The organism is Brevundimonas sp., from assembly GCF_035561115.1.
In the GTDB taxonomy this organism is placed as follows: Bacteria; Pseudomonadota; Alphaproteobacteria; order Caulobacterales; family Caulobacteraceae; genus Brevundimonas.
Genome location: NZ_DATMYH010000043.1, coordinates 1 through 23465, shown reverse-complemented (window position 1 = coordinate 23465; position 23465 = coordinate 1). Strand labels below are relative to the sequence as shown.

Sequence of the window (23465 nt, the reverse complement as noted above, 5' to 3'; positions counted from 1 at the left end):
TAGCCCCTGCCCGCACGACTGCAAGGATCAGATCATCGCCATGCCGCCGTTTACGTGCAGCGTCTGGCCCGTGACGTAGGCGGCTTCGTCCGAGGACAGGTAGACCGCGGCGGCGGCGATTTCCTCGCCGGTTCCGAGGCGGCCGAGCGGGATGGTCTTCAGGATGGTCTCGCGCTGCTGGTCGTTGAGCACGTCGGTCATCGGCGAGGTGATGAAGCCCGGGGCGATGCAGTTCACCGTGATGCCGCGCGAGCCGACCTCCTGGGCCAGCGACTTGGAGAAGCCGATCATGCCGGCCTTGGAGGCGGCGTAGTTGGTCTGGCCGGGGTTGCCGGTGACGCCGACGATCGAGGTGACGCCGATGATGCGGCCCGAGCGGCGCTTCATCATCCCCTTCATGGCCGCGCGCGACAGGCGGAAATAGCTCTCCAGATTGATCCGGATGACGTCGGTGAAGTCCTCGTCCTTCATCCGCATCAGCAGGCCGTCCTTCGTGATCCCCGCATTGGCGATCAGGATGTCCAGCGGCGCGCCGGCGGCTTCCTCGGCGCGGGCGACCAGGCCGTCGACCGATTCGGGGTCGGACAGGTTGGCGGCGGCGGCGAAGGCGCGCCCGCCCAGTTCCCTGGCCAGATCCTGAAGCACGGCCTCGCGCGTGCCCGAGAGGACGACGGTCGCGCCCTGGGCGTGCAGGGCGCGGGCGACGGCGCCGCCGATGCCGCCGGTGGCGCCCGTTACGAGGGCGGTCTTGCCGGTGAGATTGAACATGGGGGGCTCCGTGGTGGGAGGGTGAAGAGTGCCAGTGCTAGTGAGCGCGAACGAGGCTCACCAGCACTATTCACTAGCACCGGCGGCCCGCGCAGCGTCCGGGTCAAAGGCTGTTCGCGAACGCTTCCAGCTCTTCCGGGGTGTTCAACGCGCCGCTCTCGGCGTCGGGGGCGATGCGTTTGGCCATGCCGGTCAGGACCTTGCCCGAACCGATCTCGGCGAAGCGGGTCACGCCGCCCTCGCCGGCCATCCACTCCATGCTTTCGCGCCAGCGGACGCGGCCGGTGACCTGCTCGACCAGCAGACGGCGGATAACCTCGGGGTCGGTCTCCGGCCGCGCGGTGATGTTGGCGACCACGGCGACCGAGGGCGCGACGATGGTCGCGGAGGCCAGGGCCGCGGCCATCTCGTCGGCGGCGGGCTGCATCAGCGGGCAGTGGAAGGGGGCCGAGACGTTCAGCGGAATGGCCCGCGCGCCCAGCTCCTTGGCCTTTTCGATGGCGCGGTCGACGGCGGCCTTGTCGCCCGAGATGACGACATTGCCGTTGTTGTTGTCATTGGCGACGACGCAGACGCCGACCTCGGACCCCGCCTTCGCCGCCTCTTCCGCCAGCGCCAGATCGGTCTTCGGGCCGATCAGGGAGGCCATGGCGCCCCGGCCAACGGGCACGGCGCGCTGCATGGCCTGACCGCGCAGTTTCAGCAGCCGGGCGGTGTCGGCCAGAGAGATGGCGCCGACGGCGCACAGGGCCGAATATTCGCCCAGCGAATGGCCGGCGGCCCAGGTCGCCTTCCCAAGATCGAAACCGAACTCGGTCTTCAGCACCCGCATCGCCGCGACGGACACGGCCATCAGGGCGGGCTGGGCGTTCTCGGTCAGGGTCAGCTGGTCTTCGGGACCCTCGCGCATCAGCTGGCTGAGGTTCTGGCCCAGGGCCTCGTCGACCTCGGCGAAGACGGCGCGGGCCGAGGCGAAGGCGTCGGCCAGGGTGGCGCCCATGCCGACCGACTGGCTGCCTTGTCCCGGAAACAGCAGGGCGAGGGTCATGAAGGGCTCCGGCGACGTTGAATCGAGGGCGGAGGGGTAGGACGGAAGAGCGGAGGGGGCAAGGTGGAGGGCGAGTTCAGAACAGCACCGCCGGGTTCATGATCCGGTGCGGATCGATCGCCGCGCGGACGGCCTGCATGGTCTGGATCTCGAGCGGCGACTTGTAGCGGCGCGCCTCTTCCGTCTTCAGCCGCCCGAGGCCGTGTTCGGCGGAGATGGAGCCGTCGTAGCGGGCGACGATGTCGTGGACGATCTGCGAACCCTCGGCCCAGCGGGCGAGGAAGGCCGGAAGGTCGCCGCCCGGCGGACACAGGACGTCGTAATGCATGTTGCCGTCGCCGACGTGGCCGAAGGCGCTGACCCGCGCGCCGGGATGGAAGCGTTCGACGGCGGCCGTGGCCTCTTCCAGGAAGTCGGCGATGCGCGAGACAGGCACCGAGACGTCGTGCTTCCAGCCTCCGCCTTCGGGCTTCTGGGCTGCAGACTGCTCCTCGCGCACCTTCCAGAAGGCGGCGCGCTGGCTGTCGTTCTGGGCGATGGCCGCGTCGGTGATCAGACCGGTCTCGAAGGCGTGGGTCAGCAACCGCTCCATGGCGGAATCGGCCCCGCCGGGCTCGCCCGAGACCAGTTCGATCAGGACGTACCAGGGCGGCGCACTGTCGAGCGGCTCGCGCGTGTCGGGGATGTTGGCGAGGACGAAGCCCATGCCGATCCGCTTCATCAGCTCGAACGCCTCGACTCCGCCGCCCGTCTCGGACTTGGCGCGGGCCAGCAGTTCGATGGCGGCGGCAGGCGAGTCCAGCCCGACCATGGCCGTGGCCCGGCTGCGCATGACGGGGAACAGCTTCAGGGTCGCGGCCGTGACGATCCCCAGCGTGCCCTCGGCGCCGATCAGCAGCTGTTTGAGGTCGTAGCCGGTGTTGTCCTTCCGCAGCCGCTTCAGGCCGTGGAATATCCGGCCGTCCGGCAGAACGGCCTCCAGCCCCAGCACCAGATCGCGCATGACGCCGTAGCGGATGACGGCGGTGCCGCCGGCGTTGGTCGAGATCACCCCGCCGATGGTCGCCGTGCCCTCGGCCGCAAGGCTGAGCGGGAACAGTCGGTCCGCCGCGGCCGCGGCCTGCTGCGCCTCCAGCAGGGTGATTCCGGCCTCCACCGTCATGGCGTCGTCCAGCGGGGTGACGTCGCGGATCGCACGCAGCTTGCGCGTCGACAGCAGCACCTCGCCATAGGGTATCTGGCCGCCGACGAGGCCGGTGTCGCCGCCCTGGGGCGTGATGGCGACGCGGTGTTCGGCGCAGATCGCGACCAGCCGCGCCGTCTCCTCCGTCGAACGGGGCGTCAGCATCAGCGGCGTATGTCCCTGCCAGCGATTGCGCCATTCGGTCAGCCACGGCGCGATCTCTGCCGGATCGTCGGTCCAGCCGCCGGCGCCGGCGGCGGATTTCAGGGCCTGGATGGCGGCGGCGGAGGGCGGGGTCATGCGTCCCTTGTCTCAAAGTCGTGGACGCGGCGAAAGGGCCAAGCCACGCTGGCGTGATGTCGACCACCCTTCCCTCGCCCGTTCCCGCTGTCGGCGTCGTCTGCCTGCGCGGCGACCAGGTGTTGCTGATCCGGCGCGGGACGCCCCCGCGGCAGGGCGAATGGAGCCTGCCCGGCGGCCGGATCGAACCGGGCGAACGCGCCGTCGACGCCGCCCTGCGCGAACTGCGCGAGGAGACGGGCGTCGAGGCCGAGATCACCGGCCTGATCGACGTGGTCGACGGCGTCTTCCCGGAGGCGGGCCGACACTATGTCCTGATCGACTACGCCGCCCGCTGGATATCCGGCGAGCCGGTCGCCGGGGACGATGCGATAGAGGCGCGCTTCGTGGCGCTGGACCAGGTCGCCGCGCTGGTGAAATGGTCGGAGACGCACCGGATCATCGCCCTGGCCAAAGTGTCCCGCAATTTGGGACGCGACCAGGGTTCTGCGACGTGACAAGCTCCGCCTTTCCGGCGATCGGCCGGATGGGGAACATCATCATGCATATCCGTAGTCTCGTGGCGGCGCTCGCCGCCTCGGCCGCCCTGCTTGCGCCCGCCGCCTCGGCCCAGACCGAGTCGATCGACTTCACCCTGACCAACAACACCGAGCATGTGTTGACGGCCCTGTTCATCTCCCTGCCTTCGACGAACGAGTGGGAAGAGGACATCTTCGGGGCCGATGTGCTGGGCTCGGGCGAGAGCATCGAGATCTCGATCGACGATGGCCTGCCGGAATGCGTCTACGACATCCGCGCCGATTTCTCGGACGGCGATTCCGTACAGGTCGCAGAGGTCAATTTCTGCGAGCTGGACGGCGAGGAACTGACCATCAACGAGGAATAGTCCGGCGCGCACGTCGCCGGCCGGAGGGCGGCTTCCGCGAGGGAGCCGCCCTTTTATTACGCGGATGTCATCTTCGCCCCGTCCGGTTTCTGTGGCGTCGGGATCACAGGGTGCTAACCTGAGCGGGATTGGGAGGCTTCATGGACACGTCCGTTCTTTTCACCATCGCTCTGGTCGCGCTGGCCTTCGTGCTGCTGTTCAGCGTCGTCAAGATCGTGCCCCAGGGCCGCGAGATGACCGTAGAGCGGTTCGGCAAATACACGCGCACGCTGTCTCCGGGCATCAGCATACTGACGCCCTTCGTCGAGCGGATCGGCCGGCGCATGAACATGATGGAGCAGGTCCTGGACGTGCCCCAGCAGGAGGTCATCACCAAGGACAACGCCATGGTGAAGGTCGACGCCATCGTCTTCATCCAGGTGATGGACGCCGCCTCGGCCGCCTATCGCGTCGAGAACCTGCCCTACGCCATCACCCAGCTGTGCATGACCAACCTGCGCACCGTGGTCGGCTCGATGGAGCTGGACGAGGTCCTGTTCCAGCGCGACTCGATCAACTCGCGCCTGCTGACCGTGATCGACGCGGCGACCGAGCCGTGGGGCGTCAAGGTCAACCGGATCGAGATCAAGGATCTGACCCCGCCTGCCGACATCACCAACGCCATGGCCCGTCAGATGAAGGCCGAGCGCGAGAAGCGCGCGGTGATCACCGAGGCCGAGGGCGAGAAACAGGCCGCCATCGCCCGCGCCGAGGGCGCCAAACAGTCGGCCATCCTTCAGTCCGAAGGCCGCAAGGAAGCGGCCTTCCGCGACGCCGAGGCCCGCGAACGCGCCGCCGAGGCCGAGGCCAAGGCCACTGCGATGGTGTCGGAAGCCATCGCCCGCGGCGACGTCAACGCCATCAACTATTTCGTCGCCCAGAAATACGTCGAGGCCTTCGCCGAGCTCGCGCGCAACCCCACGGCCAAGACCGTCATCGTCCCCGCCGAGATGAGCGGACTGGTCGGCACCATCGCCGGCCTGGGCGAACTGGTCGGCCTGGCCCGCGAACAGCAGCAGAGCCGGACCGAGGTACGCCGCGACGCGCCGCCGGCTCCGCCCAAGCCGCCCGCGCCGCCGCGCCCGCCGCGTCCGGCCGTTCCGAGGACCTGAGACCATGGACGCCCTGATCGATCTGCACGCCGCCCAGCCGTTCTGGATCTGGCTGGCCCTGGGCGTGATCCTGCTGGCGGTCGAGGCCGCCTTCTCGACCGAATGGCTGCTGTGGCCGGCGGTGTCGGCGGGGATGGTGGCGGTGGTCACCGCCCTGGGTCTGCCGCTGAGTTTCGTGGGCGAGGTCGCGCTGTTCGCCGTCCTGACCGTGGCCATGACCCTGCTCTCGCGCCGTCTGATCCAGCGCGTCAACCCCAGCGACAGCCCGGACATCAACGCCCGCGACAACCGTCTGGTGGGCCTGCGGGCCCAGGTCGTCCAGCCGTTCGTGGACGGACGCGGCCGGGTGTTCGTCTCGGGCGCCGAATGGGTCGCCGAGATCGACGGCGCGGGGCCCCTGATCGGCGAGAGCGTGATCGTGGACGCTGTCGACGGCGCGAAGTTGAGGGTGCGTCTGTCCTAACGGGGCAGTTCCGCGATCCCGCGATTGGCCAGCCCGTCGGCGCGTTCGTTCAGTTCGTGCCCGGCGTGGCCCTTGACCCAATGCCATTTGACGTCGTGCCGGGCGCGGGCCTCGTCGAGACGCCGCCACAGGTCCTCATTCTTGACCGGCTTCTTGTCAGCCGTCTTCCAGCCGCGCGCCTTCCAGCCCCGGATCCATTCGGTGATGCCGGTCATGACGTATTTGCTGTCGGTATGCAGGTCGACGCGGCATGGCCGGGTCAGGGCCTCCAGCGCGCTGATCGCCCCCATCAGCTCCATGCGGTTGTTGGTGGTCAGCGGCTCGCCGCCCCACAGCTCCTTCTCATGGCCGCCGCCGGTCTGAAGGACGGCGCCCCAGCCGCCGGGCCCCGGATTGCCCTTGCAGGCGCCGTCGGTGTGGATGATGACGTGACTCATGGGCGCGTCCTAACAGGTTCGCTTGGCGTCGCGCCACTGAACGGCCTATATGCGGCGAGAGATTTCGAACGGGCCGGAGCGGCCTGACTGAGGAGAGTCGTCCGTGGGTTCATTCAGCATCTGGCACTGGGCCATCGTCGCCGTGATCGTGCTCCTGCTGTTCGGCGGTCGCGGCAAGCTGTCGGGCCTGATGGGCGACGCCGCCAAGGGCGTGAAAGCCTTCAGGGACGGCCTCAAGGATACCGACGACGACAAGCCCCGCGACGAGCGCGCCGGCGCCCTGCCCCGCACCGACGCCGAAAAAGAAGACCTGAAGTCCTAGGGCCGCTGTAGACGGCGGAGACCTGACGCATGGGTGGCCTGGGTCCCGGAATCGGGGGCGGCGAATATCTGGTGATCGCGGTCGTGGCCCTGCTGGTGGTGGGCCCCGAGCGCCTGCCCCTGCTCCTGCGCAAGCTGGGCAAGCTGGTCGCCAGGGCCCGCGGCATGGCCAATGAGTTCCGCTCCAGCTTCGACGAGATGGCGCGCCAGTCCGAGCTCGACGAACTGCGCAAGGAGGTCGAGGCGCTGCGGACCAACCAGGGCATTCACGCCCTCGGCGCCGACGCCGATGCGGCCTTCCGGGAAATCCGCGACGATCTGAACAAGCCGCTGGACCCACCGATGCTGTCGGCGCCCGACGAATGGCCTGACAGCCCGCCGGTCATGACGCCGCTCGATACGCCGGTTGCGGCTGTCGCGCCGGCGCCGAAGCCCGCCCGCAAGACGCCTGCGAAGGTCCGGCCCGCGACCGGATCGGCCGCCTCCATCAAGACCGCCAGCGGCAAGGCCAGACCCGTCCGGGCCCGGAAGGTCGACCTGTGAGCGCCGGTGGCCGCGACGAGGACGAGATCGAGGCGTCGCGCGCGCCGCTGATGGATCACCTGATCGAACTGCGCGGGCGGCTGCTGATCTGCGTCGTCGCCTTCGTGATCGCCTTCCTGGTCTGCTTCTATTTCGCCGGCCCGCTGTATGTCTTCCTGGTCAAGCCCTATGTGGCCGCCAGCGTGCTGCACGCGGCCCAGGGAGCCCATGTGTCGCCCGTCGAACTGATCTCGGTCATGACCGGGCTGAAGCCGCTGCCTGCCGGCCAGCACGAGACGGTTCAGCTGATCTATACGGCCCCGCTGGAGATCCTGTTCGTGAAGATGAAGCTGGCCGGACTGGGCGCGGTCATCGTCTCATTCCCGATGCTGGCCTACCAGCTGTACCGGTTCGTGGCCCCGGGGCTGTACCGCAATGAGCGCGGCGCCTTCCTACCTTTCCTGATCGCAGCGCCGATCCTGTTCGTCATCGGGGCGGCCCTGGTCTATTACGTCATGCTGCCGTTCGTGATGCTGTTCTCGCTGAGTCAGGGCATCCAGGCCGAGGGCGTCACCGCCGCCCTGCTGCCGAAGGTGTCCGAATACATGAGCCTGGCCACGGCCCTGATCCTCGCCTTCGGCCTGTGCTTCCAGCTGCCCGTGATCATGACCCTGCTGGGCCTGGCCGGAATCATCAGCTCGAAGGTCATGACCGAGGGCCGCCGCTACGCCATCGTGGCCGTCGTCGTGGTCGCCGCCGTCGTGACCCCGCCCGACCCCATCAGCCAGCTGATGCTCGCGGTCCCGCTGGTCCTGCTCTACGAGATCTCGATCTGGTGCGTGCGGCTGATCGAGCTGCGGCGGCGGGAAGCCGATGCGGCCGGGGCCTGACCGGAACCTCGGCCGAGCGTAGCCGTTTGCACCGGGTTCCCATTCAGGAGTCCGCCCATGACCATCCGCCACACACTGACCGCCGTCGCCGCGCTCGGCGCCCTCGTCTTCGGCGCCGCGGCCTGCACTCCGGCGGACAACGATGCGGCCGACGCCGACACGACCGGGACCCGCACCGTGGTCGAGACGCGCGAGGTTCCCGCGGCTCCCGTGATCATCGAGCGTGAGGTCCAGTCCCCGCCGGTCGTGATCGAACGCGACCGCAGGGACGGCGACAGCACGACCGTCCGCGCGGGCCGGGACGGCATCGAGGTCGAGACGACCAACCGCTAGCTCGCGGAACCCGACATGGAAAGGCGCCGGACGGCTTCCCGTCCGGCGCCTTTTTCGTTCGGCTCAGCCGCGGGTCAGCAGCTGTAGTACATGTCGAATTCGACGGGGTGCGGATGCAGTTGCAGGCGCATCACCTCCTCCATCTTCAGCTCGATGTAGCTGTCGATGAAGTCGTCATCCATGACGCCGCCCTTCTTGAGGAAGGCGCGGTCCTTGTCGAGGCTGTCGAGGGCCTCCTTGAGGCTGCCGCAGACCTCGGGGATGTTGCCCCGCTCTTCCGGCGGCAGGTCGTACAGGTTCTTGTCGGCCGGCGCGCCCGGATCGATCCGGTTCTCGATGCCGTCGAGGCCGGCCATCAGCAGGGCGACGAAGGTCAGATAGGGGTTGCCCATCGGGTCCGGGAAACGGGCCTCAATGCGCTTGGCCTTGGGCGAATTGACCCACGGGATGCGGATCGAGGCCGAGCGGTTGCGCGACGAATAGGCCAGCTTCACCGGGGCTTCGTAGCCGGGAACCAGACGCTTGTAGGAGTTGGTGGTCGAGTTGGCGAAGGCGTTGATGGCCTTGGCGTGTTTGATGATGCCGCCGATGTACCAGAGACAGAGATCCGACAGGCCGGCGTATTTGTCGCCGGCGAACAGCGGCTTGCCGTCGCGCCAGATCGACTGGTGCACGTGCATGCCCGAACCGTTGTCGCCGAAGGTCGGCTTGGCCATGAAGGTGGCCGACTTGCCGTAGGCGGCGGCGACGTTGTGGATGACGTATTTGTAGAGCTGCAACCGGTCGGCCATGGTCAGCAGATCGCTGAACTTCAGGCCCAGTTCGTGCTGGGCCGGGGCGACCTCGTGGTGATGCTTCTCGGGCTGCATGCCCAGGTCGCGCATGACGCCCAGCATCTCGCCGCGCAGGTCCTGGGCGCTGTCCGTCGGATTGACCGGGAAATAGCCGCCCTTGGGCCCCGGGCGGTGACCCATATTGCCCTCGGAATATTCCGCGCCCGTGTTCGCCGGCAGTTCGATGGAATCGTAGGTGTAGCCGGTGTCATGCGGCGCCGTGCTCCAGCGCACGTCGTCGAAGATGAAGAACTCGGCTTCCGGACCGAAGAAGACGGTGTCGCCCACGCCCGAGGACTGGACATAGGCCAGCGCCTTCCTGGCCATGGAACGGCTGTCGCGGTTGTAGGGCTCGCCCGTGTCGGGGTTCAGCACGTCGCAGAACAGGAACAGCGTCGTCTGCTGGTAGAAGGGGTCGATCCAGAAGCTGGTCAGGTCCGGCTTGAGCAGCATGTCGGACTCGTTGATCGCCTTCCAGCCGGCGATCGACGAGCCGTCGAACATCGTCCCCTCTTCCAGGAATTCTTCGTCCACCAGGTCGATGTCGAAGGTGACGTGTTGCATGCGTCCCTTGGTGTCGGTGAAGCGGAGATCGACGTATTTGACGTCCTTCTCCTTGATCTCCTTGAGGATCTTGCTGGCGCTCATCGTTCGAAATCCTGTGTCTCGGGGAGGTAAGGAAACGGTCGCCCGCAAGGCGGCCGATGGAAATTCAGACGGCTTGGGCGCCCGTCTCGCCGGTGCGGATGCGAATGACGTCGAGGACGTCGGACACGAAGATCTTGCCGTCGCCGATCTTGCCGGTGCGCGCCGCCGCCTGGATGGCGTCCACGACCGAGTTGACCATGTCGTCGGACACCACCACCTCGATCTTGATCTTCGGCAGGAAGTCGATGACGTATTCGGCGCCGCGGTATAGTTCGGAATGCCCCTTCTGGCGGCCATATCCCTTGGCCTCCAGCACGGTCATGCCTTGCACGCCTGCATCCTGCAGCGCTTCCTTCACTTCATCCAGCTTGAACGGCTTGATGACGGCTTCGATCTTTTTCATTGGCGATCCCAGGCGGGCGTTATCATTGCCGCGCACACGGGAGGTAAAGGGACATTGCATTGCACAATAAGGCAAGCGTTTTTCGCTCCCCGTCGCCATCCGTGAACGGAGGACACGTCCGATGACCCAGGCGTCGGAGACCGACTGGCGCGCATCCCTGCCGTGGCCCGGAGCGGACGCGCACAAACATGCGCGCGGGCGGCTGGGCGTCGTGTCGGGCAAGGCCACGCAAACCGGGGCCGCCCGTCTGGCCGCCCGGGCGGGGCTGCGCATCGGGGCGGGCGTGGTCCGCATCCTGTGTCCGCCGGACGCCGCCGCTGTCATCGCCCCGGCCATCGAGGCCATCATGCTCACCCCGTTTGGTTCGGCCGAGGCGCTGGCTGAAGCCGCCGAGGGCATGGATACGGTCGTCATCGGTCCCGCCGCCGGAGTGAACGACGCGACCCAGGCCAATGTCCGCGCCCTGGCCGGGACGGGTGCGGCGCTCGTCGTCGACGCGGACGGCCTGACGGTATTCGAGGGCTGGCCCGCCGACCTGTTCGCCGTCCTGGACCGCGACGACGTCCTGACCCCGCACGAGGGCGAGTTCAAACGCCTGTTCCCCGACCTGCTCGCCAAGGGTCGCGAGGCCGCGGCGCGCGAGGCGTCTAGGCGCGCCGGGGCGGTGATCGTGCTGAAGGGGCCGGCCACGGTGATCGCCGGCCCGGACGGGCGGCTGGCGGTCAACGGCAACGGCGTCCCCTGGCTGGCGACGGCGGGAACCGGGGATGTGCTGGCGGGCATGATAGGGGGACTGATGGCCCAGAGAATGGACAGTTTCGACGCCGCCCGGGCGGCGGTCTGGATGCATGCGGAGGCGGCGCGAAGCCTGGGCCCCGGCCTGATCTCCGAGGACCTGCCCGAACGGCTGCCGCTGGTTCTGGCGGCGCTCTACCCACAGGCCGGCTGACGGCGGCGACGGCGTCCGGTTCAATTCGTCATCGAACCGGCCTATCTGCACGCCAACCCCGCCGGAGCACGCCGCCTTGCTGATCGTCCTGTCACCGGCCAAGCGGCTGGATTTCACCGAGCCCCATCCGGCCTCGCCCGCATCGGAACGGCGCTTTCTGGAAGACACCGCCAGCCTGTCCCGGACCGCGCGGGCCCGGACGGTGGCCGAACTGCGCCGTCTGATGAACATTTCCGACGATCTGGCCCGTCTGAATCGGGAACGCTTTCAGGCGTTCGACGCCGCCTCCACCGACGGCGTCCAGGCCGCCTTCGCCTTCGCCGGCGACGTCTATGAAGGGCTGAAGGCGCGCGAACTGGACGCGCCGTCCCTGGCCTGGGCCCAGGATCACCTGCGCATCCTGTCGGGTTTCTACGGGCTGCTGCGGCCGCTGGACCGCATCCAGCCCTACCGTCTGGAGATGGGCTCGCGGCTGAAAACCCGTCGCGGCTCCAGTCTCTACGACTTCTGGGGCGACCGGTTGTCGAAACAGCTGAACGCCGACGCCGCGGGACAGGCCGACCCTGTCCTGATCAATCTGGCCAGCCAGGAATATTTCGGCGCCATCGACGCCCGGGCGCTGAAACTGCCGGTGGTGACGCCGCACTTCCGCGAATCGAGGGACGGCGAGAGCCGGATCATCTCCTTCTTCGCCAAGAAGGCCCGCGGCGGCATGGCGCGGTTCGCCATCGACGAGCGGATCGAGCAGGCCCGGGACCTCAAGGCCTTCGACCGTGACGGCTACCGTTTTGACAAGGCGGCCTCGAACGACACAGACTGGATATTCACCAGATCGGGAAATTAAACCCGACTGTCGCCTTCGCAACCGCGAACGGCTAGGCTGACGAGACTGACGACGGACGAGAGACCCCATGTTCCAATGGCCTAAACGCGGTGACGGCTCCGAGACTGCGCGTGAACCTTTCCGCGACATCGGCGACCTCAAGGGTCAGGTGGCGGTGATTTCGGGGTCGACCTCCGGCATCGGCCTGGCCTTCGCCCGCGCCATCGCCTCGCGGGGCGGCGATGTGGTGCTGAACGGCCTGGGCGATCCGTCCGAGATCGAACGCACCCGGGCCGAGATGGAAGCCAGCTGCGGCGTGCGGGTCCGCTATCACGCCGCCAACATGCTGCGCGGCGACGAGGTCGCCGACATGGTGGCCTATGGCAAGCACCAGCTCGGCCGGCTCGACATCCTGATCAACAACGCCGGCGTCCAGCACGTCGAGGCGGTGGAGAAATTCCCGGCCGACAAGTGGGAACAGATCATCGCCATCAACCTGTCCTCGACCTTCTACGCCACCCGCGCGGCCATCCCGATCATGAAGGCCCAGGGCCGCGGCCGGATCATCAACATCGCCTCGGCCCATGGCCTGGTCGCCAGCCCGTTCAAGTCGGCCTATGTCGCGGCCAAGCACGGCGTCATCGGCTTCACCAAGACCGTGGCGCTCGAGGTCGCCCAGGACAACATCACCTGCAACGCCATCTGCCCCGGCTTCGTCGAGACGCCGATCGTGGAAAAGCAGATCGCCGACCAGGCCCGCACGCGCGGCATGTCGAAAGAGGCGGTGCTGAAGGACGTGATCCTGGGCTCGCAGCCGACCAAGCGGTTCGTCACCACCGACGAACTGACCGGCATGATGTTGTATCTGGCGTCTGACCTCGGAGCCTCGGCCAACGGGGCCAGCTTCTCCATCGACGGCGGCTGGACCGCCCAATAGGCACGGAGACCAGTGGGTGTCGAAGCGAAAGCCGCCCACCTCGAAACGCCGGCCCATCAGCCTGGCCCTGCAGGGCGGGGGCTCGCATGGCGCATTCCAGTGGGGCGTGCTGGACCGCCTGCTGGAGGATGACAGGCTCGACATCCGCGCGGTGACCGCCTCGTCCGCCGGAGCCATGAACGCCGCGGCCCTGATCAGCGGCCTGCATACGAGCGGGACCGAGGGCGCCCGACATCAGCTGGACCTGTTGTGGCGAGAGGTGAACCTGTCGGGCGGCCGCAACGTGTTCGGCGACTCCTCGATCTGGAGCGCAGCCCTGACCCCGGGCTGGCTGAAGGACAGCAGCCTGTGGCGGTCGGCCGAAAACGCAGCCATGTCGATGAGTCCCTATCAATTCAATCCGTTCAACCTCAATCCTCTCAAACGGGTTCTGGACACCGTGATCGATTTCGAGGCCGTGCGCGCCTCAAAAATCAGGCTGTTCGTCGCCGCCACGGCGGTGAAGCACGGCCGCGCCCGCCTGTTTGAAAACCCCGAGATCACCGACCAGGTCCTGCTGGCCTCGGCCTGCCTGCCGCATCTGTTCCAGGCCGTGGAGATCGACGGCGAGTCCTATTGGGACGGCGGCTATCTGGCCAATCCCGCCCTGTGGCCGCTGGTCTACGCCGATACGCCCGACGACATCCTGCTGCTGCCCCTGAACCCGTTCGTGCGCGAAGAGGTCCCGCGCGCGGCCGGGGATATCATGGACCGGCTGAACGAGATCGTGTTCAACGCGCCCTTGGTCGCCGAACTGAGGGCCATCGCCTTCGTCCAGGACATGATCGCCGACGGGCGGCTGAAGCGGACCGGCGATAACCGCTATCGCCGCCTGATGCTGCACGCCATCGAGCCGGGCCCGTGGCTGGGAGCCCAGTCGTTGAGCTCGAAATTCAATACCGAATGGACCTTCCTCAATGATTTGAAAGCGCACGGGCGCGAAGCGGCGGGCGAGTGGCTGGAGCACTGCATTGACCAGGTCGGCGAGCGATCCAGCATCGACATCAAGGCCCGCTTTCTGGCCTAGCCTACGAACCCCGCCGCGCGCCGCAGGCGGTCGTTGATGGCCTCGCCCAGGCCGTGCGCGGGAATGGGAGACACGGCGATCCCGGAAGGCCTTTCCCGGTCCGCCTCGCGCAGCCGGCGGAACAGATTGGCCGCCGCCTCGCGCAGATCGCCGCTCGGGCTCAGGCTCCAGCGCGGATCGCCGACGCCCGGCCCGAACCCCAGCAGGATTTCGCCGCCCCGCGCCGCCTCGGCTTCGATCCGCACCGGCGCGTCCGGCGCATAGTGCAGGGCCAGACGCCCGGGCGAGCGATGCCCCTCCCCGCCCCGGTCCAGAGGCCCGACGACGGCCTCGATCTCGTCGCGGGTGACCGAGCCCGGGCGCAGCAGGGCGACACGACCGTCCAGCACCGAGACCACCGTGCTCTCCACCCCCACGGCGCACGGCCCGCCGTCGATGGCGGCGCCGGCGGCGAAGCCCGTCTCCTCCACCGCATCGGCGAAGGTGGTCGGGCTGGGCCGGCCGGAACGGTTGGCCGACGGAGCGACGACCGGGCGGCCAAAGGTCGAGATCAGGGCGCGGGCGCGGGCGTGGCCCGGCACGCGGACGGCGACGCTGTCCAGCCCGGCCCGGGCCAGCTCGCAGACCGCAGACCGGTCGCGGACCGGCGCCACGATGGTCAGGGGTCCGGGCCAGAAGGCTTCGGCGAGGGCCCGGGCGCGGCGGTCGAATACGGCGACCGTCTCGGCCTGGACGGCGTCGGCGACATGGGCGATCAGGGGGTTGAAGCGGGGCCGGCCCTTGGCCTCGAAGATGGCGGCGACCGCCCGGGCGTCGCCGGCGTCGGCGGCCAGGCCATAGACCGTCTCGGTGGGCAGGATGACCAGTCCGCCGGACTGCAGCACCGCGACGGCGTCGGCGTCAGACGCGCTCAGGCGGGGCGCGCTCAGGCGGGGCGCGCTCAGGCGGGGCGCGCCTGGAGCGCCACCCTTACCGTCACCTGCCGTCCGACCAGCCTGTCCCACGGTCCCGATGTTCCTATCCCGAAGTCCGCCCGATCCAGCGTCAGCGCGCCCGCCAGATGCGCCCGCTCCCCGCTGATGCGCAAGTCCAGGGGAAAGGCGACCGACCGCGTTCGCCCCTTCATGGTGATGTCGGCGTGGGCCGTATAGCGATCCGCGCCCAGTCGCTCGAGCGACTTCAGCTCGAAGCGGATCAGCGGATGGCGGGCGGCGTCGAGAAACGCCGGTCCAACGGCCCGCCGCGTCGCGACCGCGGGCGACATCCTCAGCGACGCCGCCTGGACCGTCACCGAGGCCCGGGCGGCTTCCGGCTGCGCCGGATCCAGCACGATAGAGCCCCGCCAGTCCTCGAACCGCCCCGTGCGCCAGCCGCCGAAAGCCCGGACGGACATTTCGATGCGCGACACATCCCGATCGAAGGTCCACGGCCCCGGCGCTGCGCCGGTCAGCAGGGGCGTCAGCAGCACGACGAGAAGTGCGGCGAGCAGCCTCATGGACGGCGCGGAATCCACGGGATCATCCGGTGCAGGACATTGTCCCGGTCGACGAACTGATGCTTGAGCGCGCCGGTGACGTGCAGGACGACCAGGGCGATGAGCAGCTTGGCCGCCGTTTCGTGCAGATCCATCAAGGCCCCAGCGGTCTCGCGGCCGCCGCCGACCGGCAGCAGGGGCCACTGGAACAGGCCGAACCACAGGATCTCCCGGCCCGCCGCCGATGACGCCGCCCAGCCGACCAGCGGCATGGCGATCAGGAAGACGTAGAACAGCACATGGGTGGCGCGGGCCAGCAGCTTCTGCCAGCGCGGCATGGCGTCCGGCAGCGGAATGGCGGGGTTGGCGATACGCCAGCCCAGGCGTCCGAGCGTCAGCACCAGAATGCTCAGGCCGACGGATTTATGGATGTTGATGAACTCCCGGGAGATCGGCCCCTCGGTCCATTCATGCGCGGCGATCAGGCCCACCTGGGTCACGACCAGCGCGGCGATCAGCCAGTGCAGGGTCAATGAGACGGTCGAATAGCGGTTGCGTGGTTCAGCCATGGTCCGGGTCCTTCGTCAGTTCACGCAAAGCCTGTCTGCGCCGCCAGAACCGCCGTCAGGATCGCCTGCGACCGGCGCTGACCATAGCCTCGCCCATAGGCGCTCGACGTCACGCAGACGACCGTTCTCCGCGAAGGAACCACATAGATCTTGTTGCCGCCATTCCCCGACGCGAAACGCACATCGACCGCGTCGTCTCCGACCGGCAACGCTCTGGCGTACCAGAAGTAACCATAGCCGTCAGCGAAGGGATCGACCGAACCGATTTCGACCCTGGGCTTCAGGCTCTCCTCAATCCAGGTCGAACTGAGCACCGGGCGGCCGCCGTACCTGCCGCCGTCCAGGACCATCTGGCCGATCCGGGCCATGTCGCGAACCGAGAGGGAAAGATTGCCCTGCCCCTTGATATGTCCCCCGACGTCCGACGCCCAGTTAAAGCGTTCGACGCCCAACGGGGTGAACAGGGCCTCGCGCGCGAAATCCTGACCCTGCCGCCCGGTCGCCTTCTCCACGACCAGCCCGGCCGCATAGGCGGTCAGCGAGTTGTACAGCCAGGCCGATCCGGGCGCCGTCGCCCGCGGCGTGGCCAGCAGAAAGGCGGCCGGGTCCGCCGATTCGTCGAGGGCGTCCTCGTTGCCTGGCGAGTCCGGCAGGTCGTCATCGGCGGCGAGGCCGGAGCGCATGGTCAGAAGGTCGGTCAGGGTCACGTCGCCGACGGCGCTCCCTCGCGCTTCGGGCCAGTAGCGTTCGACCGGGTCCGACAGGTCGTGGATCAGCCCACGGTCATGGGCGGCGCCCACCAGCAGCGAGGTGACGCTCTTTCCCGCCGACCGGATGTCGTGCAGCGCGTCGGTCCGCTCGCCGTTGTAGTAGCGTTCGGCAACACGCTGGCCATCGACGAGGACGACCACGCCTTTCAGGTCCGGATGTTCGTCCTGATCCCATCGGCGAAGCACGGCGTCCAGGGTCGCGTCGCCGGTCTGGCTGGCCGAGGGCCGGGCCCCGGCCCCGACGGCCAGCAGGGCCATACCGGCCGCGATCTCGCGTCGTCTCATGGTCACCCCCCGGAGCCGGTCCCGTGTGCGCATCCATAGCCGAGGCGAGCCGGGCCTGTCGACGGCGAGGGTGCGGCCACGCCGCCGGGGCCGAATGAGCCGGCGCACTTGCTTGCCGCAGGGGGAAGGCGGCATGAACGAGCCTTCTGTTTCCGAGGCCACGCCCATGACCTATCGCGCCCCCGTCCGCGACATCGCCTTCGCCCTCCAGGCCGTGGCCGGCATCGACCGGGTCGCCGCCACCGGCGCCTTCCCCGACTATGACGCCGACGTGCTGGGCGCGGTGCTGGAGGCGGCGGGGCAGTTTTCAGAGGGCGTCCTTGCGCCGCTGAACCGCATCGGGGACCAGAAGGGCTCGACATACGCCAATGGCGCCGTCACGGCCGCGCCGGGCTTCGCCAACGCCTACCGTCAGTTCGCCGCGGGCGGCTGGACCGGCCTGTCCGCCCCGGCCCATGCCGGCGGCCAGCAACTGCCCAAGGCGCTGGAACTGGCGGCCTATGAGACGGTGCACGCCGCCAACATGGCCTTCGGCCTGTGCCCGATGCTGTCGCTGGCGGCGATCGAGGCGCTGGAGGCGCACGGCACGCCCTCGCAGAAGGACATCTATCTGTCGAAACTGGTGTCGGGCGAATGGACGGGAGCCATGGTCCTGACCGAGCCGCAGGCGGGCTCCGACCTCGGCGCCCTGACGGCCACGGCGACGCCGAACGGCGACGGGACGTATGCGCTGAACGGCCAGAAGATCTTCATCACCTGGGGCGACCACGACGCCACCGACAACATCGTCCACATGGTGCTGGCCCGCCTGCCCGACGCGCCGGCCGGGCCGAAGGGGATCAGCCTGTTCCTCGCCTCCAAATATCTGGTCAAGGACGACGGCACGCTGGGCGAGCGCAACGGCTTCCGGCCCGTGGGCGTCGAGCACAAGCTGGGCATCCACGCCTCGCCCACCTGCGTCATGGCCTATGAGGGCGCGACCGCTGAACTGGTCGGCCAGCCGAACCAGGGTCTGGCCCATATGTTCGTCATGATGAACGCCGCCCGCCTCGCCGTCGGCGTCGAGGGCGTCGGCATCGCCGAGCGGGCGTATCAGCACGCCCTCGCCTACGCCCGCGAACGGCGTCAGGGCCGGTCGATCTGGACCGGCGAGGCCAACGCCCCGATCATCGATCATCCGGACGTGCGCCGCACCCTGTCGGTGATGAAGGCGAAGATCGCAGCGGCCCGGGCCATCTGCCTGTCCACCGGCGTCGCCGCCGATCTGGCGAAGCACGGCGCCACCGAGGAAGAGCGCCGCCGCTGGAAGGGCCGCGAGGACCTGTTCACCCCCATCGCCAAGGCATGGTCGACCGATATGGGCGTCGAGGTCGCCTCCTCGGGCGTCCAGATCCATGGCGGCATGGGCTTCATCGAGGAGACCGGCGCGGCCCAGCATTATCGCGACGCCCGCATCGCCCCGATCTACGAAGGGACCAACGGCATCCAGGCCATGGATCTGGTCGGCCGCAAGCTGTCGATGGACGGCGGCCAGTCGGCGCGCGACCTGATCGCCGACATGAAGGCGACGCTGGCGGTGCTCCCGCGCCTGTATTCGGGCAAGCCGGTCCAGCGCTTCGCGGCGGCCGTCGAGGCGGTGGAGGATGCGACGGTCTGGCTGCTGGACCGCAAGGCCGCCGCCGACGGGGCCGCCGATGTCCTCGCCGCCGCCGACGCCTATCTGAAGCTGCTGGGCGACGTGGCGGGCGGCTGGATGCTGGCGCAGGGCGCGCTGTACGCCCGCGACCAGCTGGATGGCGGCCAGGGCGACCCGGCGTGGCTGGAAGGCAAGATCGCGCTGTACGAGGTCTACGCCGCCAACGTCCTGGGCCACGCCTCCAGCCGCCTCGCGGCCGTGGGCCAGGGCGGGGCGCTGCTGGAGCGGATGAGCGCCGACGTGCTGGCGGGGTGACGCCCCCTCAGATGTGCAGCACCCGCCCATAGGCGTCCAGCGCGGCCTCGTGCATGGCCTCGGACATGGTCGGGTGCGGATAGACGATGCCGTGGATGTCCTCTTCCGTCGCCTCCATGGCGATGGCGGTGACGAAGCCCTGGATCATCTCGGTGACCTCGGCGCCGATCATATGGGCGCCGATCAGGGCCCCGGTCTTCGCGTCGAAGATCACCTTGACGAAGCCCTCGATCTCGCCCGCGGCCACGGCCTTGCCGTTCACCCGGAAGGGGAAGCGGCCGACCTTGACCTCGCGCTTCGCCTCGCGCGCGCCCTGTTCGGTGATCCCGACCGAGGCGACCTGCGGCTGGGCGTAGGTGCAGCCGGCGATGGGCGAGTTGACGTTCGGCGTCTTGTAGCCGGCGATGTGCTCGGCGGCGTGTATGCCCTCGTGCGAGGCCTTGTGCGCCAGCCATGGCGCCCCGGCGCAGTCGCCGATGGCATAAAGGCCAGGCAGATTGGTCTGACAGTGGCCGTCGATGGTGATGTGGCCGCGGTCCATGTTGACGCCCAGCGCCTCCAGCCCGATCCCGTCGGTGTTGGCGGTGATGCCGACCGCCGAGATGCAGATCTCGGCCTCCAGCGTTTCGGCCTTGCCGCCGGCCTCGATGGCCACCTGCACGCCCTTGCCGCCCCTGGACACCTTGGTGACCTTGCAGCCGGTGCGGAACTTCATGCCGCGCTTCTCGAAGGCCTTCTGCGCCGCCTTGGACACCTCCTCGTCCTCGACGGGCATGATGCGGTCGACGGCCTCGACCACGGTCACCTCGGCGCCCAGGGCCCGGTAGAAGCTGCCGAACTCGACGCCGATGGCGCCCGAGCCGATCACGACGATGGATGCGGGCATCTTCTTCGGCGCCATGGCCTCGCGATAAGCCCAGATGCGGTCGCCGTCGGCTTCCAGGCCGATCTGGGGAATGGCCTTGGCGCGGGCGCCGACGGCCAGCATGACCGCCTTCGCCTCGACCGTGCGCGATCCGCCGGCCTTAAGGGCGACGACGACCCTGGGGGCGGCCGCGCCCTTCTCCAGCTTCGCCGTGCCCTCGATCACCTCGATCTTGTTCTTCTTCATCAGATAGGCGACGCCCTTGTTCATCGTGGCGGCGACGCCCCGGGAACGCTGGATGATGGCGTCGAAGTCGAAGCCGGCGTTGTCGGCGGACAGGCCGTACTCCTTCAGGTGCGACAGGCTCTCGTATTTCTCGCCCGACTTCAGCAAGGCCTTGGTCGGGATGCAGCCCCAGTTGAGGCAGATGCCGCCCAGGCTTTCGCGCTCGACGATGGCGACCTTCTGGCCCAGCTGGCTGGCGCGAATGGCGGCCACATAGCCGCCCGGGCCGGAACCGATCACGATAAGGTCGAATTCAGCGGCCATGGGAGATCCTCTCGGCGGACGGTGACGATGCGCGGGCATACCGCCCGACGGCGTCGGGGACCACTACCCTGCCCGACCCGGAAACGAAATGTCAGGACGCGGCGCCCTGCTGGAATCCGCTCCAGGCGAGACCCGCCGCCATCACAACCGTCGCGGCGGGCAGGAGCACCAGCATGACATAGAGGGCGGTGTGAACCAGACCGCGCCACAGCGCGGACACGGCGGACATATCGTAGTAGCGCCTCGCCGCCAGGACGAAATAGATCAGATAGGGCGCGGCGATGACCCAGGCGGGTGGCCCGACGTGGAATCGGTTGGCGAGCGCGAGCAACATCAGCAGGCCGAAGGCGGTCGCATGGGCCCACATGGCGAACACCAGATGCTCCATGAACAGGCGTCGTCGCCCGAACAGCGGCGCCAGCAAGAGCGCATGGAGAGGCATCAGCAGCCAGAGGGCGTTGGGCAGCCAATGCAGCATGCGATCAGCGCCGCGGGCCAACTCCTCGTCGAGCAGAATATCGGACTCCAGATTGGCCCGCTCGACCGGATCGCTGGCGCGCGCCACGGCGGCCCTGGTGGCTTCGGCGATTCGTGGGTCGATGGCGGGTTCGATGCGCCGCATCATCCACCGGTCTTCGTCGACCACGCCGCTCACGTGCACCGTCGTCCCGTCCGGGTCGGGCGTCGCCACCAGAACGGCGTCGGGCGGCGCACGCCGCACGAATTGATACAGCGCGACGTCGCTGAAATTCAGCACCGCGAGGAACAGGGCGGTCATGACCACGAAAATCTTGATCGGCGAGACATAGAGGCCGCCCGCACCATCCCGGTAGCCGACCAGAAGCCGACCCGGCGCGACCATGAGCGCCACGACCGTCCGCGCCAGCCGACTGTCGATCAGGGTGGTTTCGGAGAGGGCCTCCTCGACCATCTCGCGCAGCGGACGCGGCCGGGCTTCCGTGTCCTGACCGCAGCCGTGACAATAGCGCCCCGCCAGATCGACGCCGCACGCCTGACAGGCCGAACCGCCCGTTGATGGATCCTGTTCGATGGCCAAGTCGCCCCCCGGTCGGGAGCCTAGCCGGGGCCGGTCTCGCGAGTCCACGCCTCGGATACCGCGCGCCCCCGCGCGATGTCGTCCACCACCAGGATCATCTGATGGTCGTGGTCACTGTACAGGACCTCGATATTGACGCCGGCCTCGGCCATGCGGCGGGTCAGCTGCCCCAACTGGCCGGGGACATCCTGCCTCAGCCGCTGGACCAGGACTTCGCGTTCGGCGACGACCTTGATGCCGGCGGCCTCCAGCGCCGCGCGCGCGGCCGGACCGTCGGTGAACAGAAAGTGCGCGACGCCGCTTCCGTTCGCGAGCCACGCGCCGCCGCCCTCGATGCTGACGCCCCCACGCGCCAGGGCCTCCCCCATCTCGGCGAGGGCTCCGGGCCGGTCTTTCAGGGCGATGGCGAGGTCTCGCAGGGCGGACATGTCAGATCAGCTTCTCGATATCGGCCTTGATGGCCTCGGGTTCGACCTGCGGGGCGTAGCGCGCGACCACGCGGCCCTCCCGGTCGGTCAGGAATTTGGTGAAGTTCCACTTGATGTCGCGGCTGCCGAGGAAGCCCTTCTTCTGGCTGGTCAGCCAGGCGTAGAGCGGATGCCGGTTCGGGCCGTTGACCTCGACCTTGTCGAACATCGGAAAGTCGACGCCGTAGTTGGTGGAGCAGAAGCTGGCGATCTCGGCGGCCCGCCCGGGCTCCTGCTGACCGAACTGGTTGCAGGGAAAGCCCAGCACCTCGAACGGTTTGTCCGCATACTGACGATGCAGTTTTTCCAGCCCTGCGTACTGGCCGGTGAAGCCGCATTTGGAGGCCGTATTGACGATCAGCAGGGCCTGGCCGCGATACTGCTCCAGCGCCTGCTCGGCGCCGTCAATGGCCGTGGCGTTGAAATCATAGACCGTGGTCACAGCGCGTCTCCGCTCAGGCCAGCATCGTCACAGGGTCTTCGATCATCGCCTTGAAGGCCTGAAGGAATTTCGCACCGATGGCGCCGTCCACGACGCGGTGATCGCAGGTCAGGGTGACGGTCATCACCGTGGCCACGGCCAGCTGGCCGTTCTTCACCACGGGACGCTGCTCGCCCGCGCCGACGCTCATGATCGCGCCCTGGGGCTCGTTGATGATCGAGGCGAACGACTGGATTCCGAACATGCCGAGGTTGGACACCGAGAAGGTGCCGCCCTGGAACTCCTCCGGCTTCAGCTTGCGGTCGCGAGCGCGCTTGGCCAGGTCCTTGGACTCGGTCGCGATCTGCGACAGCGTCTTGGTCTCGGCCTTGCGGATGATGGGGGTGATCAGGCCGCCGTCGATCGCCACCGCCATCGCCACGTCGGCGTTGTGGTGCATGGCGATGCCCTCGGGCGAATAGCTGGCGTTGGCTTCCGGCACGGCCTTCAGCGCCATGGCCGAGGCCTTGATGACGAAGTCGTTGACCGAGACCTTGACGCCCGACTTCTCGAGCATGGCGTTGACCTTGGCCCGCGAGGCCAGCAGGCCGTCGATCTCGCAATCGATGGTCAGGGGGAAGTGCGGCACGTCGCGGAAGCTGTCGGTCAGGCGGCGGGCGATGGCCTTGCGCATGCCGTCCAGCGGGACCAGGTCGTAGCTGCCGTCCGGAATGCCCATCTGGGCCAGCGACTGGACCTTGCGAACCTCGCCGGCCGGCGCCGAAGCGCCCGATGCGGCCGGAGCCTGGGCCCCGCCCTTCACGCCCTCGACGTCGCGCTTGACGATGCGGCCGTGCGGGCCGGTGCCCTTGACCGACGTCAGGTCGACGCCGTTCCGGGCGGCGATGCGCCGGGCCAGCGGAGAGGCGAAGACGCGTTCGCCGTCGGCCTTGGCCGGAGCGGGTTTCGGAGCGGCGGCGGACTTGCCCCCATCCCCGGCTTCGCCGGTACTCCCCCCGGCGGGGGGAGAGGCGGGCGGTGCGGCGGGTGTCTCCTCCCCGCTCTGCGGAGAGGGGGACCGCGAAGCGGTGGAGGG

At 68.5% G+C, this 23465-nt stretch carries 28 protein-coding genes; 13 read left to right on the top strand and 15 right to left on the bottom strand.

The annotated features are described in order from the left end of the window. Nucleotides 1-27: 27 nt before the first annotated feature. The 3 genes from fabG to VN378_RS05475 all read right to left on the bottom strand — a co-directional run bounded on the left by fabG (nt 28) and on the right by VN378_RS05475 (nt 3299). On the bottom strand, nt 28-768 hold the full coding sequence (gene fabG, locus VN378_RS05485; RefSeq protein ID WP_325741737.1) for a 3-oxoacyl-[acyl-carrier-protein] reductase: 741 nt from the start codon (nt 766-768) through the stop codon (nt 28-30). 103 nt (nt 769-871) lie between these two features. Next, a complete protein-coding gene (fabD, locus tag VN378_RS05480; RefSeq protein WP_325741735.1) occupies nt 872-1816 on the bottom strand; it encodes an ACP S-malonyltransferase in 945 nt (314 codons plus the stop codon). Between the two features lie 76 nt (nt 1817-1892). Beyond that, nucleotides 1893-3299 carry an FAD-binding oxidoreductase gene (locus VN378_RS05475; RefSeq protein WP_325741733.1) on the bottom strand — a complete coding sequence of 469 codons (1407 nt, stop codon included), beginning with the start codon at nt 3297-3299 and terminating at the stop codon, nt 1893-1895. Nucleotides 3300-3355: 56 nt separating this feature from the next. Between VN378_RS05475 and VN378_RS05470 the strand changes: the two genes are divergently transcribed. From VN378_RS05470 to VN378_RS05455, 4 genes are all read left to right on the top strand, one after another. Beyond that, nucleotides 3356-3796: an NUDIX hydrolase gene (locus tag VN378_RS05470; protein ID WP_325741731.1), complete on the top strand. Its 441-nt coding sequence runs from the start codon at nt 3356-3358 to the stop codon at nt 3794-3796. Nucleotides 3797-3840: 44 nt separating this feature from the next. Beyond that, nucleotides 3841-4185: a hypothetical protein gene (locus VN378_RS05465; RefSeq protein WP_325741729.1), complete on the top strand. Its 345-nt coding sequence runs from the start codon at nt 3841-3843 to the stop codon at nt 4183-4185. A 140-nt stretch (nt 4186-4325) separates the two neighbouring features. After that, on the top strand, nt 4326-5336 hold the full coding sequence (locus VN378_RS05460) for an SPFH domain-containing protein (RefSeq protein WP_325741727.1): 1011 nt from the start codon (nt 4326-4328) through the stop codon (nt 5334-5336). Between the two features lie 4 nt (nt 5337-5340). Further along, nucleotides 5341-5799, top strand: a complete 459-nt coding sequence (locus tag VN378_RS05455; protein WP_325741725.1) for an NfeD family protein — start codon at nt 5341-5343, stop codon at nt 5797-5799. On the opposite strand, the gene rnhA is transcribed toward VN378_RS05455, so the two are convergent. Then, on the bottom strand, nt 5796-6236 hold the full coding sequence (rnhA, locus tag VN378_RS05450) for a ribonuclease HI (protein WP_325741723.1): 441 nt from the start codon (nt 6234-6236) through the stop codon (nt 5796-5798). The genes VN378_RS05455 and rnhA overlap by 4 nt on opposite strands. Nucleotides 6237-6339: 103 nt before the next feature. Here rnhA and VN378_RS05445 point away from each other — a divergent pair, with 103 nt between their 5' ends. From VN378_RS05445 to VN378_RS05430, 4 genes are read left to right on the top strand one after another with little or no spacing between them, the layout of a single operon-like run. Further along, a complete protein-coding gene (locus VN378_RS05445) occupies nt 6340-6558 on the top strand; it encodes a twin-arginine translocase TatA/TatE family subunit (protein WP_325741722.1) in 219 nt (72 codons plus the stop codon). 38 nt (nt 6559-6596) lie between these two features. After that, on the top strand, nt 6597-7100 hold the full coding sequence (gene tatB / locus VN378_RS05440) for a Sec-independent protein translocase protein TatB (RefSeq protein WP_325741750.1): 504 nt from the start codon (nt 6597-6599) through the stop codon (nt 7098-7100). Beyond that, the gene (gene tatC / locus VN378_RS05435) at nt 7097-7969 is read left to right on the top strand and encodes a twin-arginine translocase subunit TatC (protein WP_325741720.1); all 873 of its coding nucleotides are present in this window, start codon (nt 7097-7099) and stop codon (nt 7967-7969) included. Before tatB ends, tatC begins: the two co-directional genes overlap by 4 nt. A 57-nt stretch (nt 7970-8026) precedes the next feature. Next, nucleotides 8027-8302 carry a hypothetical protein gene (locus VN378_RS05430; protein WP_325741718.1) on the top strand — a complete coding sequence of 92 codons (276 nt, stop codon included), beginning with the start codon at nt 8027-8029 and terminating at the stop codon, nt 8300-8302. A 74-nt stretch (nt 8303-8376) separates the two neighbouring features. Here the strand turns inward: VN378_RS05430 and glnA are convergent, their stop codons facing one another. Next, nucleotides 8377-9783, bottom strand: a complete 1407-nt coding sequence (gene glnA, locus VN378_RS05425; protein WP_325741716.1) for a type I glutamate--ammonia ligase — start codon at nt 9781-9783, stop codon at nt 8377-8379. A gap of 64 nt (nt 9784-9847) precedes the next feature. Further along, nucleotides 9848-10186, bottom strand: a complete 339-nt coding sequence (locus tag VN378_RS05420) for a P-II family nitrogen regulator (RefSeq protein ID WP_055830213.1) — start codon at nt 10184-10186, stop codon at nt 9848-9850. Between the two features lie 121 nt (nt 10187-10307). On the opposite strand from VN378_RS05420, the gene VN378_RS05415 reads away from it, so the two are divergent. The 4 genes from VN378_RS05415 (at nt 10308) to VN378_RS05400 (ending at nt 13961) form a co-directional block, all read left to right on the top strand. Beyond that, nucleotides 10308-11135: an NAD(P)H-hydrate dehydratase gene (locus VN378_RS05415; protein WP_325741714.1), complete on the top strand. Its 828-nt coding sequence runs from the start codon at nt 10308-10310 to the stop codon at nt 11133-11135. Nucleotides 11136-11211: 76 nt separating this feature from the next. Continuing rightward, nucleotides 11212-11979, top strand: coding sequence for a peroxide stress protein YaaA (yaaA, locus tag VN378_RS05410; protein WP_325741712.1), 768 nt, complete (start codon nt 11212-11214; stop codon nt 11977-11979). 67 nt (nt 11980-12046) lie between these two features. Next, entirely contained in the window at nt 12047-12895 is an 849-nt protein-coding gene (locus VN378_RS05405; protein ID WP_325741710.1) for a 3-hydroxybutyrate dehydrogenase, read from the top strand. 16 nt (nt 12896-12911) lie between these two features. Continuing rightward, the gene (locus VN378_RS05400) at nt 12912-13961 is read left to right on the top strand and encodes a patatin-like phospholipase family protein (protein ID WP_325741708.1); all 1050 of its coding nucleotides are present in this window, start codon (nt 12912-12914) and stop codon (nt 13959-13961) included. Here the strand turns inward: VN378_RS05400 and VN378_RS05395 are convergent. The 4 genes from VN378_RS05395 to VN378_RS05380 are packed head-to-tail and all read right to left on the bottom strand — an operon-like array spanning nt 13958 to nt 17059. Continuing rightward, nucleotides 13958-14845: an L-threonylcarbamoyladenylate synthase gene (locus VN378_RS05395; RefSeq protein WP_325741706.1), complete on the bottom strand. Its 888-nt coding sequence runs from the start codon at nt 14843-14845 to the stop codon at nt 13958-13960. The genes VN378_RS05400 and VN378_RS05395 overlap by 4 nt on opposite strands. A 56-nt stretch (nt 14846-14901) precedes the next feature. Then, nucleotides 14902-15456 (bottom strand): YceI family protein, encoded by a 555-nt coding sequence (locus tag VN378_RS05390; protein WP_325741705.1) that lies wholly within the window; start codon nt 15454-15456, stop codon nt 14902-14904. Then, complete coding sequence (locus VN378_RS05385; protein ID WP_325741704.1) at nt 15453-16004, bottom strand: cytochrome b; 552 nt, start codon at nt 16002-16004, stop codon at nt 15453-15455. Before VN378_RS05385 ends, VN378_RS05390 begins: the two co-directional genes overlap by 4 nt. A gap of 20 nt (nt 16005-16024) precedes the next feature. Continuing rightward, nucleotides 16025-17059, bottom strand: coding sequence for a serine hydrolase (locus VN378_RS05380; protein ID WP_325741702.1), 1035 nt, complete (start codon nt 17057-17059; stop codon nt 16025-16027). 166 nt (nt 17060-17225) lie between these two features. Here VN378_RS05380 and VN378_RS05375 point away from each other — a divergent pair, with 166 nt between their 5' ends. Further along, nucleotides 17226-19010 (top strand): acyl-CoA dehydrogenase, encoded by a 1785-nt coding sequence (locus VN378_RS05375; protein ID WP_325741748.1) that lies wholly within the window; start codon nt 17226-17228, stop codon nt 19008-19010. Between the two features lie 7 nt (nt 19011-19017). Here VN378_RS05375 and lpdA read toward each other — a convergent pair whose 3' ends face one another. The 5 genes from lpdA to VN378_RS05350 form a co-directional block, all read right to left on the bottom strand. After that, nucleotides 19018-20424, bottom strand: a complete 1407-nt coding sequence (lpdA, locus tag VN378_RS05370; protein ID WP_325741701.1) for a dihydrolipoyl dehydrogenase — start codon at nt 20422-20424, stop codon at nt 19018-19020. A gap of 91 nt (nt 20425-20515) precedes the next feature. Beyond that, nucleotides 20516-21481 (bottom strand): DUF3667 domain-containing protein, encoded by a 966-nt coding sequence (locus VN378_RS05365; protein WP_325741699.1) that lies wholly within the window; start codon nt 21479-21481, stop codon nt 20516-20518. Nucleotides 21482-21501: 20 nt separating this feature from the next. After that, complete coding sequence (locus VN378_RS05360) at nt 21502-21909, bottom strand: hypothetical protein (RefSeq protein WP_325741697.1); 408 nt, start codon at nt 21907-21909, stop codon at nt 21502-21504. Nucleotide 21910: 1 nt separating this feature from the next. Next, complete coding sequence (locus tag VN378_RS05355) at nt 21911-22390, bottom strand: glutathione peroxidase (RefSeq protein WP_325741695.1); 480 nt, start codon at nt 22388-22390, stop codon at nt 21911-21913. Nucleotides 22391-22403: 13 nt separating this feature from the next. Next, on the bottom strand, nt 22404-23465 hold a 1062-nt coding region (locus VN378_RS05350), incomplete at its 5' end, for a 2-oxo acid dehydrogenase subunit E2 (RefSeq protein ID WP_325741693.1).